The following is a 12,792-nucleotide window of genomic DNA, read 5'->3' as shown; positions in this document are numbered from 1 at the left end:
ACAAGTGGGGATACTTAGCCGTTGTCATCGATTTATGTTCTCGGAAAATTGTAGGTTGGGCTTTAAGTAATCGATTAGACATAAACAAAAGGGACATACACTCTAAGACAGTCAGAATGAGTCTGACGGAAACAACAGTTCGTCTACATAAAGATATATTGACGGTAAAGCGCATCTAACGTTTGCCGCAAGGCTTCGACTTCTGCTTTGTTGCTCTCACCACACGCTCGCAATAACTCTCTTTCGGAGGCGGTAATACGTTGGCAAAGTTCTTCCAGAGTTGCACACATGTTAGGGTCGTTCGGAGCCTCTTCAGCAGCAACAATGGGGTCAATGGTTCTGCGCGAACTTTGCGGTTTGACTTGATGCTCCACGTTGTAGGCAATTTGCTTCTCACGACGGCGATTAGACTCGTCCATTGCGCGTTGCATCGCGGGCGTCACTTTGTCTGCATAAAGAATGGCTTTCCCCTTTGCATTCCTCGCTGCGCGTCCAATAATTTGTATCAAGGCTTCGGAAGAACGAAGAAAGCCCGCATGATCGGCATCGAGTATGGCAACCAAAGATGCTTCCGGTATGTCTAACCCTTCCCGCAGCAGATTAATGCCGACCAGTACATCTAACTCTCCTCGCCTGAGTTGACGAATGATCTCTATGCGGTCATCGGTTTTTACATCACTGTGGATATATTGGCTGCGAATGCCTTCGCGCTGCAAATGTAAGTGCAATGCCTCTGCACTTTGCTTAGAGATTGTTGTAATGAGTACACGTTCGTCGCTTGCAATGCGCTCTCGAATATTACGCAATAAGTTTGATTGGGTGTCCGCTAACGGCACTATCTCTATTTCCGGGTCGAGCAATCCCGTTGGACGTATGACTTGTTCAACCACTTCACCGCCTGACCGGCGCACCTCATATTCACCGGGCGTTGCTGAAACAAAAATGGTTTGAGGTTTGATTTTTTCAAACTCAGCAAAGCTCAAAGGTCGGTTAGATTTGGCGGAGGGAAGACGAAATCCGTAATCAATCAAGGTGTCTTTTCGGCTTTGGTCGCCTTTATACATGGCATGAATTTGCGGCACCATCACGTGAGATTCATCGATAAACAACAAGCCCCCTTTTGGTAAGTAATCTAAGAGAGTGGTTGGCGGTAGTGAGGCATCGCGATCAACGAGGTAAGACGCGTAATTTTCGACACCACTGCAGTAACCCCGCTGACGTAACATCTCCAAATCACGCATGGTTCGCTCATAAAGCCTTGCCGCCTCAGTCACTTGGTGGTTGCGGCTCAGCTCGCCCGTTCTTACCTCTAACTCCGCTTCAATGGCTTTGCACGCGCGCTCAACTTGATTGGGCGAGGTCGAATACAAGGTCTTGGGAGAAACCCGATAATGGTCGAGATCCGCTATCCATTCACCCGTCGCATTGTCCACCATCTGCAACTGCGTAATCGTCTTCGAATTGTCGAGTTGAATGTGAATAGCTGCCGACTCAGAATCGGCGGGGAAAATATCTACGTGATGTGCGTCAATCCGATAACTCCCTCGCCAAAGCGATTCCCGCGCAGGCTCATAGTGTAACTTGGCCAAACGCGCTTCCAATTCCGGCATCACGAGCTTTTCACCGGGCTGAAGTGGGATTTGAAGTGCTCGGTATGCATCAGGTGAACCCAAACCATACACCGAGGATACCGACGCCACGACAATGACATCTTTACGCTCTATCAGTGCTTTGGTAGTTGAAAGCCTAAGCCGCTCTAGGTGTTCGTTAATGGCTGAATCTTTTCTAATAAAACGGTCGCTGCCCGGAATGTAGACTTCCGGCTGATAGTAGTCGTAATACGAAACAAAGTATTCCACCGCGTTCTGTGGGAAAAATGCGCGCATTTCATGATACAGCTGCGCCGCCAACGTTTTGTTGTGGGCCAAAATAAGCGTGGGACGTTTCAAGCGATGAATGATATTGGCCATGGTGAAGGTTTTACCCGAACCTGTTACACCCTTTAGCGTTTGGTGGGTCTTTCCCGCCTGAACGCCAGCAATTAACTTGGCAATCGCTTCGGGTTGGTCTCCCGCTGGCGCATTTTTGGCGTGCAGTAAAAACATTTCCTTCACCATGCTTACCTCTACTCGACTTTCAGCTTCTCCAAGTAAAGGGGGAAGGAAACATAGTGTCAAACCGACAAGCGTGTAATATTTGCGAATAACACACCTGTTTTGGCATTTCCTCCACACCGCACATTGCGACAGGTTTTGTGGCTATGTCTTCAAGAAAAATTCGTCAACGGTGAGCGCGTTTTCGGTATAGCCAATAGCGGCGAATGACTCGACCAATATTGCTTCAAGCGGAAATAACGGGGACATACACTCTAAGAAAGTCATCATCTAGTCAGTTTCAATGGATTTGTGTTTCTAGGCTCAAAAGCGTTGCGCAAAGATGAACGGTTGGTTGTTGGACGATATGCTTTTCGTATTGCTCGATTATCGGTCATTCAAATCACCATGACGAAAGCGCGATCATCCCTTATTAGCATTGATGCCACCCCTTACTATTAGGGCGTTTCTCGCTGCGTTCGTTGTTCATTTCTGTGTGGCTACGACGAACAAGCACTGCACTCTTATGAACACCGTCGTGGTTGGATAGAAAAGCGGTTGCTAGCGTTAGCGGGTGCATTTTGTATCGATGTTTGCGCCTATGCCATCATGAGTAACCATTATCATGTGGTGCTTCATATCAATGCTGATAAAGCGAAAAACATGAGCCAATACGATGCTGTTGAACGTTGGTTGGCGTTTCATCAAGGTCCTTCACTTATTCAACGGTTCATTCAAGGCGATAAACTGTCAGGATCCGAAACTGAGCGATGCAATGAGATAATTGTAGTGTGGCGAGAGCGGCTAACGTCAATCAGTTGGCTCATGCGATTACTTAACCAGCACACTATGGGATAAGTCTAAATGGCAATGAATTCTGTGATTCTTTAAGTTGGGTTGTTATTTTGACGCCATAGAAGTTTGTCTTAAGTCAGAAGGATACTCTCAAGAGCAGCTTGAAGAATCACGACAAGAAATACACAAATTGAATAAACGGAATGGATGGTACTAATGACAGGTTCTTACGACCTATTCTTGGGCAAAACCTATCAGACATTACTAACAGATGCATCTTTCCTGTCTCTGATAGGAGGGAACGTGCCTGAGGTCATTGATGAAGGCGTTGACCGTTTTTACATTATCAGCAACGCCAGAAACGCCGAGTTTGTTTTTTGCCGCCAAGATGAAACTCTAATGTTGATACTCTTTAAAGCTTCTTCTGACGGTTCTTTCCCAAACGGTTTAAGCACAGCAATGTCCGCAAAAGGTGTGCATGAGATTCTTGGTACCCCAGTTGAGGTTCATGAAAAGAAAAAAATGCCCGTGTTTGGCACTGTGCCGTCATGGGAGAGGTTTTCAAATGGTCTTCGCGTGACCTACTCTCTCGATTCTGGCACCGTCGAGGACATTCGCTATTCAATGAAACAGTAAGGGATCATGTAGGCTCTGCATCTCACTTGAGAGGCAAAAATCTGTGAGCTATATAATTGAAAAATTGACATCTCTTGGTGTGAATCTGGATTCAACTCAGGCAGAAGGCACTATCAATTCAGGCCTTCCAGAGATCGTGTTCAATACTCTTAGCGCCAATACTCAACTGAAAAAACTAGAATTTAAGTTTCCCGTCCCGTCCCGTCCCGTCCCGTTTCGCGCTGCGCGAATTAACGAGCGTGATTCCTCGCTAAATGGTCAAACATTTAGAGGTTCTCTAAAAGGTTATGGCCTCTATTGAGCCAACTTTCTTCTTCCTCTTTTTCTTTTTCCTTCGCTTTTGCCATTTCTACCAAATGACTGATTTTCTGCTCCTTTTCTGGATGAAATGATAAGGCATACCAAATTAAATCCGAAAAGTGCGCGTTCCCTTGTTCATCGACGCGATTTGAGGTGTTTTCTGGCGTGTCAGGGGATGAATCATCGGATCGTGGTCTTTGATAAAGGTTGCCCGCTAGCCCTTCTATTTCTTTGTCTAGTATTGCAACTTTCCAGGCAAGGTGACCATCTGTATCACCATTTTCAAACGGTAAGCTTTGGCGTAATTGAAGAGGAAGTGGATTGAGGAAATACAGAATATAAGCCTGCTTTTCTAGGTCTTTGTCTTGTCGAGAGAAATAAAGAAAGCTCTCGTTGGGGTAGTGACTCTGCCAGTAAAGGACAGACAACGTTTTAGCTACTGAATCTGTTATGCGGATCTGGCTTTCTTTCATTTCTGTCAATGTTGCCAACGGTGGGTAGATACCGTCTTTGATTAGAGCCAATCGAGCGTCGAGCACATTTGAATGTTTGACACTGAGTTGATCTCTTAAAGGTGCAGATATCTCGGGGTAGGCCTGAGCAAGCACAATGTAATCTGCTGTTGAAATGTGTCCATTCAGGAACCAGCCCTTATATATGTGAAGTAACTGATGGCTTGTTGTCAGCACAGGCTCGCTTTTAAGGGGTAAGTAGGTTTTGAAAAATTGTTCGGTTAGATTTGTCCATTTCTGGGGTTGAAACGACGCCAGTTGAGTCAATGCTTGTTCTTGTAGCTCGACTAAGCGGTCAATATCCTTTTGTATTTTGGGTGAGATAGCACCTGAAGATGGATGGTCAGAATGGGCGGTCTCTTCGCTAGCGCTTTTTTCTTTTGAGTCGATGATGCAGTCCAGCAGCTCTGTTGCATGAATACCTTGGCTGATCCCTGATGAATACGGCACCAAATTTAATGGAGAGTAGGCTTTGTCTGCATGTTCGTTTGAGGCATTGATGATGTCGCACCAGCGCGTGAATAGCGCCATCAATTGTGGTTCAGACAATGTTTCACTTTTTAGCAGATTAGACGTCTTATCTAGCTGCGCGCGTTCAAGTTCGGGGTTGTTACCGCGGTAACTTAGCCCTGATAAGTCATCGGTAAATTGCTCTAAATGGGCCTCGGTCTTTAGGTTAGGCAACTGGGACATGATTTCATTGGAGAGATCGATGAGGGAGTTTTGGTTGAGGCCAATAACGGTTTTTCGGAGTAAGTGACTTGTTCTGGTAGTGACGGAATTAAACTCGATAGTGATCAGCACCCCATCAGGTTTACTGTACTGAACATGAAACAGCCGAACGTTATTTTGATAGAAAATGACTTCATCGACTTTGACTTCTGTGGTGAGCATCATATCGATAAGATAAAACGGTAGCAGGATGGCACAAGCTGGCGAATGCCCACAGCCACCCGAATTGTTTTGTATGGTACGTTCGCGAATTATTGTTTCCAGCCCATAGCGATTGGTGTAATCGCTTACTGCATCTAAAGTCAAAGGGATGTCATAACGTGTCACATAGTCCCAATGCTCTTCACTGTTCATTGGAATAGATGTTGTTTGATATTCGCTAAAGCTGATCTGGTCTTTGAAATCGTCAGCAAGGGCGATAAAGCTGGCCAACCAAATCAATAGAGTTAGTGCGATTCTCAACGTGTCATTCTCACTATGTAATATGGGCTTTCAAAGCGAATAGCCATCAACTCCTGACCACAATTAACCGTATGAATACATCTCGTATTTGGGTTAACGAACTATGCGGTGTGTTGTGTAAGGAGGAGAACAGAGGCTGTCGCTTTTGACAGCCTCTATAAATTCAGCCTTTATATATTCAGCCTCTATATATTCAGACTGTTAGATTTGGCTGTCAATCGTGGCGCGAATTTCCGCAAGTGTTGTTTCTTTAATGAGTTTGCCGTCTTCAAACACAACCTCAAGCAAGCCTTCTTTCTCTTCACTTTCGGATACGTCATCTATCAGCACTAATTCGCCATTGGAACGCTCAACTTTCAAGAGTCCTTTTGCTGATTTTTTCTTGCTGTCAGTTTTAGGGTCTTTAAATATCGCCACGCGTTCGTCATTTTTGACAACGCTGGTGGCTTTCACAGCAGAGCCGTGCGTGTCTCGTGTGACATATTGGTAGCTGTACGAACCGATACCTAAGACAACCTTTGAAGCAAACCCCTTATCCATTAAGCGCTGAAGAATTTGGCGTTGGCGAGGCAGTGTGATGGCATCACCATAAATCGCACCAATGTGCTCGTCTAACAACTTAAACCCTTTGTCAGTGACAGTACCGCCGAAAATATCCCACAAACATTCGATTAGCCCTTTAACCTCACAAGCTTCTAGTTCGACTCGGCTTTCTTCTTCACATCCGTAATATTTGCTGTTCCAGCAATAGGCTTCATAACCTTCGCGAATGGCTTCTTGCTCCGCAGCGTTTTGGTTGTCAAAGAGTTCGGCATAGTCTGAGACAGGAGAAACGCTAAAACCCGTTAGGATCTTTACTGGGTCACCGGAGTCTGGACGAATGACTAATGCGCCATCACGTTGCAAGATTTCTTCTTTTAACTGAGGAAGATAGTCAGTCACGAGTGTCCAAAAATCCCATGTGTCCGAAACGACGCTGAGAATTCCTTTTGGTGATTGCTCACGCATCAGGTATCTGAAGAATTCAATTTCGCCTTCCATGATCCAAGAGCAGGTCACTGAGTGTTCGGTGGCATCGACTGAACAGCCAACAAGCTCTTGATCGACATTGGCACCGTAGTATTTTTCTGCAAATAATACCGCTGGGATTGTGTCCGTTCCGACTAAACCAGAGGCTAAGTGACCGAATCCACTCATTGCTGCAGCTTGTTTCCCAAACATGCCTCGAAAGCTAAAGTCGTGTCCTTGAAACGGAACGAAATCCATGGGTAACCCTGTTTTTTCAGCAAACTCTTTGAATACGCTTAAGTAGGCGACAGATGTCGTGGTGCTGGTTTGGATTGGCCAGTTTTCACAACTTAGCACTGTCTCGATCATGTTTGTGAGCCACTGAAACCCTTCTTTGGTATTAACAATGGTCATGGGTGGAACTAAGTATGGGACAAGCGTGCCTTCTGGAAGTGCTTTGATCCGTAACGGTAAGTAGCCTAAATCATGTAAGTCTTCTAAATACTTCACGTCAACGGAGTATCCCAACATTGCGCTCATGATGCGTTTGTGGTTTGCAACAGCAACCGCTTTTTCGGTATTGAAAAACGCGTTCCATTCTTCTTCTAAGTAACTCTTTATGAAGTATTGAAGGCCGACAAAAGCCACTTTGTCGCAATTCTCTACGTTGCTGAGTTTTCCGCTTCGAGAGGTGTAATTTGCATAAACCTCTGTAACGTCAGGGTGGTAAGCGCGGCTGTGAAATTCTTTGTAAACGTCTTTCTGCATGCTTGCTGCTGTAATAGTCATGGTGCGCTCCTTACATCTCGATGACGGTTAATTGGGTGCGGTTATTTGCGTTACTTTGCGTGCTGATGTTTGAGTATTCTTCTGCTGTTCTAAATGAGTCTGTCGTATATATGGCGTCGATAAGCCCATGAAATACATCAATACCCTGAGAGAAAATACCGTGAGTGACAAACAGTGAAACGTCGGTCGCACCTTGTTGCTTTAAGACTTTTGCGAGTTCAATAAACGTTCGTCCACCATCGCAAATGTCATCAACAATCAGCACACGCTTACCTTCAACATTACCGAGCACTTCTGTTTTTACGATTTCCCCTGATTTCAAATTCCTGACTTTTTGGGCTTGGATAACATTTGTTTCTCCGCCAAAAGCTTCAGCAATGTTGCTCGTTTTCTTGCTCGCACCGGCATCTGGAGAAATGAGTGTGATATCCCCCCTAGATAGTGAACGGCTGAGTACTTCGCTTTTTTTAATCAGTTCTGTTTGTGGAATATTGACCACATTGTTGAGGAGTGCGGGAGTCACATCGCTGTGAGCATCCCAAATGGTCACTTTTGATAACTCCAAGCTATTGATAAGGCGAGCCATAACGGATACCGATAGCGCTTCGCCTTCTACGCATACTCGGTCTTGACGAGCATACGGGAAGTAAGGGATCACTAGTTCAATGGGGATTTTGCCGTTTGATAATCTCTTGAGGGCATCAACCATCATCATCAAACGAATAACTTGAGATGAATCAGTGAGTCGTTCTTGTATTTCAAACACTGCCACATCTGATAATTCGATAGGATCGAAGCGAATATGTTCTTCACCGCCAGAAAATGTAAAGCTCTGAAATGATGCTTCTGATTTATATCCTTGAGTGTTGATTTTGAAAGTTGTCATATCGCATTCCTTTTATTTGTGTCCTAACGACACAAACAATGTAACAACTGATTATTTTTCGATCAAGTTCTTTTTGTGTCTTTTTGACACAAAGTTTTGTGACCTAGCTTTTTCGTTGTCAAGATAGAGGTGTATTGCAACAAAATTGAGATTCACTTAATGTGTCATAAAGACAGTAAGTAGACTGGTTAGAGCGATGCATTACGATATCAATGAATACAAAAACCCACTTTTCACGGTAGACAGTGTGCTGTTTACGGTGAAAGAGGGGGCGTTAAAAGTATTGATGGTAAGGCGAGCAAAAGCACCTTGTGAAGGTTGCTGGGGGTTACCTGGCGGTTTTGTCGATATTGAAAATGATATGACGACTGACGTAACGGCACGCAGAAAACTAAAAGAAAAAACGAGCGTTGAACCTCGCTATTTAGAACAGTTGCAGGCTTTCTCGGGAAGCGACAGAGACCCTCGCGGATTCAGCGTTACCTTGGTCTATTTCGCATTGGTGACAGAGCAGGACGTGTCGAGCCATATTGCTTCTGTCGAAGATGTTCAATGGATTGATGTGAAAGTACTTCCCTCACTGGATATTGCATTCGACCACAAAACCATCATTGAGCATGCGCAAAAAAGACTGCAGCAAAAAGCGCTCTATTCGATGATCCCTGTCTATTGTTTACCGAGCCAATTTACAATTGGACAGCTGAAATCAGTTATCGAGACAATCCTAGAGAAACCTATTCAACGTAAGAGCTTAATCCGCAGGATTGAGGCGTCAGATATGTTTGAAGGGGCGGAACAAAAAGTGAAGTCTGGAGGAAGGCTTGCTCAACTCTACTCGGTGAAAGAAGGTGCAGATTTGGTGAATTTTGAGCGAAACTTTAGCGTTTAAAGCATTCCCAATACGATCTAATTTAGGTGCTTCTTTACCTCAGATATGGACCATAGCCAGTACCAATCTCATTTCCATTGACGTCGAAGAATACCCACTAGGCATGTATCTATGCGCCTATGTTTCAGACTTCTCGCCATTCATTGAAAGCATTTTGTCATTTAGAACCTCGCGCTGGCGGGGTTTTCTCGTATAAGGGGATAACCAAAATCGGAAACACTGCTCGACCAATGCTGCTTCAAGTGCTGTGTAAATGCTTTGACCAATCCATTGTTGATTTGTGAACGGTGGTAAACCAGCCAAAGGTTCCATGTGGGCAACGGGGTATCAACATCAACGATCTCAAGTTGAGGGTCACTCGAAATAACGAACTCGGGTAGTAGCCCAATGCCTGTGCCTTTGCGGATAAGCTCTGCGGCACTCATATAGCTGTCGACTCTTATTGATGTCTGACATTGCACTCTGCGTTCTCCAAACCAGCGCTCTGCGGGTAGATGCGCAAAACTGTCATTCAGGCATACCCAGTTGGCTTTGGTTTCACTTAGGCAGCCGACTCGCTTTGCGACTTGAAAATGAAAATGGCTGAGTTTCACGCCAACCAATGACTCATCCGGTGAATTGGTTGCTCGAATAGCCAGATCGGTATTCGCCAGACGAAGGTCAGCGTTCATGGCACTGACTTTTATATCAAACTGTATTTCTGGGTGAGAGACCGACAAATCCCCCACGATTGTCGATACGCTTGGGAGCGAGATATCACAGCAACTGAGTGACAGTGCGCCGGCAAGGTCTTCTTTTTTCTGTTTTATCCAAAATAATATGTCATTGGCGCGATCATCCATTTCTTTCACGAAAGCCGCCAATTGCTGACCATCTTTCGTAAAAGAGATGCCATTGGCTCGTCGCCTTATTAAAGGGACACCAACCATGCCTTCCAGCCGAGAAACACGCCGACAAACCGTTGAGTGACTGATATTCAGGGACCTAGAAGCGCCAGACAATGATCCTTCGCTCACAACGGCATGATAAATTTTTAGATCATTCCACAGTGGGTCTGCATTTTTGCAATTGTGCATTGCACTAACCTCCATGTTCGAAGGCGTATTTTCAACCTAGAGTGTGTAAACCACAATCGTCCATTGGAAGGAGCTTTAGATATGAAACTGTATGATCTGGAACTGTCAGGTAACTGCTACAAAGTGCGTTTGTTTTGCGCGTTGAACCAAATCCCCTTGGAAATTTGCCCCGTCGATTACCTAGCCGGGGAGCATAAGTCGACTGCCTATCTGGCGTTAAATCCGTTAGGAGAAATCCCTTTGCTTGCTGATGACGGGTTTCTCATTCGAGACTCACAAGCCATTTTGATTTACCTTGCTCAAAAATATCAGCTTATCCAGTGGTGGCCGCAAGATCCAAAACAGCAAGGGCTTGTTTCTCAATGGCTTTCGTTCGCAGCAAACGACATAGCAAGAGGCCCAAACGATGCGCGTTTGCATGACTTGTTTGGCATTGAGTTAGATGTGGCGTCGGCACGCCACAAGGCTCGCAGTTGTGCAAAGATTCTGGATGAGCATTTACACATGCATCATTGGCTTGTGGGCGACACCCCGACACTCGCTGATATCGCATGTTATCCCTATATGGCGTTGATGCACCAAGGTGGCGTAAGAGGAGAGGCATACCCTCATCTCACTCGCTGGATGAATGAGATGAAACATCTTGATGGCTTCATCACAATGCCAGGTATTGAATGATGGGAAACGGCTTAAGCATTCTAGGTGTTGAGCACGTTGGCATTCGCACGCGAAGTAAAGAAGCGTCGCTCGCTTTCTATCAGTCGCTTGGGTTTAGCAAGGTGGTTATGTTACCGGAGCATAATGCCTGCGAGATGGAAAATGCCGCTGGTGTGAGAGTGAACCTGATATTCAGTGGAAGCGAGCAGTATCCAGATGCGCACAACGTGTTACTGGATGCTGAAATCAAATATGCAGGGATCACCCATATCGCGTTTGTCATCAATTCCATGAGTGCATTTCTGCAATTTTGCGAAACGCAGGAGATACGCATTACCGAAGGCCCACTGAAAATAGGGGAGCGGCGAGTAGCTTGCTTTATCAGAGACCCCGACGGCACGGTGTTGGAGTTCAATGAATTGGAATGACTGTCTGGTTTAACTCACTTGCTTTTGCAAGCCTACCTTAAACGCAATCGACATTTGTTTCCGGTAACTGGCTTGAATGTATTGAGCCAATGGCAACTTGGTTGCGCCCGTTGTTTTTGGCTTTATACAGAAGCGCATCCCCTTCGTCGAACGCGTCTGAATATGACCAAGAGTTATTTGACGGCGCGATCAGAAGCGCCCCTACCGACATTGTCACAATGCCATACTTTGTTGCGTGAGGGATGGACAGCTCTTCGACTCCAGCCCTCATTCTTTCGGCTATTGCAGCGAGCGCATCAGGGTTTTCTAATTGAAGGAGAGCGACAAATTCTTCTCCGCCAATACGAAAGCAGTGATCGTTGGTTCTCAGAGCACTTAATATTGTGTCGGCGATTGATTTGATCACGATATCACCACGAGCATGACCATAGGTGTCGTTGTAAATTTTAAAGTGGTCGATATCGCAAACGATGATGCCGAAGTGCTGATTTTGGCCCAACACGGCTTCGTAAAAAGGCTCAGCCCTTCCTGCATAACTATGACGACCGCCTATGCCCGTTAAGGCATCCGTGTCTGATTGATGTCGTAATACCTTCATTTGTGATTTTGCGGTAAACGTCAGTGTGTGTAGGCCGCGTGCCAATGTGCCAATTTCATCGTTTCGATGAAGCTCATCTAAGTCTGAAATATCAAGCAGTTCGATATCTTGATCTATGCGACTAGCGAGGCGGCGAAGTGGTGATACCAGCCAGTGAGTCACGCCTGCAATCAATAACAATGAGATAAACAAAGCCGCTGATGCTTCTGCAATTATCGTGGCGTAAATTTGTCCTTTAAGGGAGAAAAGAGCTGATGCATCAAAAACGGCTTCTACCATACCGCCATTTTTATTGATGAGCGGAAGCCGCAGATAAATGACTTTTTCTTCATTGGAAAGGTATGCATTTTTTTGAGAAGACGCGGAAGGCGGCGACCAAGGGATAGCTGAATGAGACGTGAGGTACCGGCTTTGATGTAAAACATTGAGATCATCTTGTGCTTTGTTGACCAGAAATCTCAATTTCTTGGCTCTGACTTTTTCTTTGTTTTTGGGGTCATCTAATGCATTGATAAGCGTTTGTAGCTTGTCTTGAGCAATGCGAATTTCATCTTCCGTGACGTCGGTTCGCCATAGTTGCTGCTCTTCGCGTAGGTAGTGAATACTCAGCGTACTGTCACTGTAATCAGAGACGCCCTGAATATCGAGAAACAGTAGTGGTTCAATGCCTAGCAAGCGTTCCCTTTGGGAGGGCATCATTAGCGTTGAATAGCTACGAGCGGCAATAGCACCTGACATTTCACGTAAAAGCGGGGAGAGGGAATGTTCCGCAGTTTCAGTGGCAAACTGAACTCTGGTTTCCCACTCGCTTTGATATCGTGAGTAGCTCATGCCAAGAATCAACACCAATACCAGCATTAGGTGGGAAACAAAAAGCAGTTGATTGATGGTAAATGTTTTTAGCAATCTATATTCCGACGATAGGGTTAAA

Annotated in this window: 10 protein-coding genes and 1 pseudogene; 5 read left to right on the top strand and 6 right to left on the bottom strand. The window is 45.3% G+C overall.

From position 1 onward, the window contains the following. Positions 1–143: 143 nt before the first annotated feature. Complete coding sequence (gene uvrB / locus L4D06_RS16870; RefSeq protein ID WP_429740502.1) at positions 144–2,117, bottom strand: excinuclease ABC subunit UvrB; 1,974 nt, start codon at positions 2,115–2,117, stop codon at positions 144–146. 384 nt (positions 2,118–2,501) lie between these two features. On the opposite strand from uvrB, the pseudogene L4D06_RS16865 reads away from it, so the two are divergent. After that, positions 2,502–2,939 (top strand): annotated as a pseudogene (locus L4D06_RS16865) (alpha-amylase family glycosyl hydrolase); the annotation flags it as partial. Between the two features lie 165 nt (positions 2,940–3,104). Continuing rightward, entirely contained in the window at positions 3,105–3,524 is a 420-nt protein-coding gene (locus L4D06_RS16860) for a DUF6392 family protein (protein ID WP_429740501.1), read from the top strand. Positions 3,525–3,790: 266 nt separating this feature from the next. Here L4D06_RS16860 and L4D06_RS16855 read toward each other — a convergent pair whose 3' ends face one another. From L4D06_RS16855 to prs, 3 genes are all read right to left on the bottom strand, one after another. Beyond that, positions 3,791–5,530, bottom strand: a complete 1,740-nt coding sequence (locus L4D06_RS16855) for a hypothetical protein (RefSeq protein WP_429740500.1) — start codon at positions 5,528–5,530, stop codon at positions 3,791–3,793. A 201-nt stretch (positions 5,531–5,731) separates the two neighbouring features. Beyond that, positions 5,732–7,327 (bottom strand): nicotinate phosphoribosyltransferase, encoded by a 1,596-nt coding sequence (locus tag L4D06_RS16850; protein ID WP_429740499.1) that lies wholly within the window; start codon positions 7,325–7,327, stop codon positions 5,732–5,734. A gap of 10 nt (positions 7,328–7,337) precedes the next feature. Next, positions 7,338–8,213 carry a ribose-phosphate diphosphokinase gene (gene prs / locus L4D06_RS16845; RefSeq protein WP_429740498.1) on the bottom strand — a complete coding sequence of 292 codons (876 nt, stop codon included), beginning with the start codon at positions 8,211–8,213 and terminating at the stop codon, positions 7,338–7,340. Positions 8,214–8,409: 196 nt separating this feature from the next. Here prs and L4D06_RS16840 point away from each other — a divergent pair, with 196 nt between their 5' ends. Next, a complete protein-coding gene (locus tag L4D06_RS16840; RefSeq protein ID WP_274165042.1) occupies positions 8,410–9,102 on the top strand; it encodes an NUDIX hydrolase in 693 nt (230 codons plus the stop codon). Positions 9,103–9,263: 161 nt separating this feature from the next. Here L4D06_RS16840 and L4D06_RS16835 read toward each other — a convergent pair whose 3' ends face one another. After that, a complete protein-coding gene (locus L4D06_RS16835; RefSeq protein ID WP_429740497.1) occupies positions 9,264–10,178 on the bottom strand; it encodes a LysR family transcriptional regulator in 915 nt (304 codons plus the stop codon). Between the two features lie 81 nt (positions 10,179–10,259). On the opposite strand from L4D06_RS16835, the gene L4D06_RS16830 reads away from it, so the two are divergent. Both L4D06_RS16830 and L4D06_RS16825 read left to right on the top strand, forming a co-directional pair. Continuing rightward, positions 10,260–10,856: a glutathione S-transferase family protein gene (locus L4D06_RS16830; RefSeq protein ID WP_429740496.1), complete on the top strand. Its 597-nt coding sequence runs from the start codon at positions 10,260–10,262 to the stop codon at positions 10,854–10,856. After that, positions 10,853–11,263 (top strand): VOC family protein, encoded by a 411-nt coding sequence (locus L4D06_RS16825; protein ID WP_429740495.1) that lies wholly within the window; start codon positions 10,853–10,855, stop codon positions 11,261–11,263. The genes L4D06_RS16830 and L4D06_RS16825 overlap by 4 nt, the downstream gene beginning before the upstream one ends. A gap of 37 nt (positions 11,264–11,300) precedes the next feature. On the opposite strand, the gene L4D06_RS16820 is transcribed toward L4D06_RS16825, so the two are convergent. Then, positions 11,301–12,767: a GGDEF domain-containing protein gene (locus L4D06_RS16820; RefSeq protein ID WP_429740494.1), complete on the bottom strand. Its 1,467-nt coding sequence runs from the start codon at positions 12,765–12,767 to the stop codon at positions 11,301–11,303. Positions 12,768–12,792: the final 25 nt, after the last annotated feature.

Source organism: Enterovibrio makurazakiensis (genome assembly GCF_050336585.1).
GTDB lineage: Bacteria > Pseudomonadota > Gammaproteobacteria > Enterobacterales > Vibrionaceae > Enterovibrio > Enterovibrio gelatinilyticus.
The sequence above is the reverse complement of the archived record's forward strand: the minus strand, read 5'-3'. Positions and strand labels throughout refer to the sequence as shown.

Excerpts from the sequence above, each read along its gene's own strand:
- uvrB (WP_429740502.1), bottom strand. The coding sequence starts at position 2,117 with ATGGTGAAGGAAATGTTTTTACTGCACGCCAAAAATGCGCCAGCGGGA.
- L4D06_RS16860 (WP_429740501.1), top strand. The coding sequence starts at position 3,105 with ATGACAGGTTCTTACGACCTATTCTTGGGCAAAACCTATCAGACATTA.
- L4D06_RS16850 (WP_429740499.1), bottom strand. The coding sequence starts at position 7,327 with ATGACTATTACAGCAGCAAGCATGCAGAAAGACGTTTACAAAGAATTT.
- prs (WP_429740498.1), bottom strand. The coding sequence starts at position 8,213 with ATGACAACTTTCAAAATCAACACTCAAGGATATAAATCAGAAGCATCA.
- L4D06_RS16840 (WP_274165042.1), top strand. The coding sequence starts at position 8,410 with ATGCATTACGATATCAATGAATACAAAAACCCACTTTTCACGGTAGAC.
- L4D06_RS16835 (WP_429740497.1), bottom strand. The coding sequence starts at position 10,178 with ATGCACAATTGCAAAAATGCAGACCCACTGTGGAATGATCTAAAAATT.
- L4D06_RS16830 (WP_429740496.1), top strand. The coding sequence starts at position 10,260 with ATGAAACTGTATGATCTGGAACTGTCAGGTAACTGCTACAAAGTGCGT.
- L4D06_RS16825 (WP_429740495.1), top strand. The coding sequence starts at position 10,853 with ATGATGGGAAACGGCTTAAGCATTCTAGGTGTTGAGCACGTTGGCATT.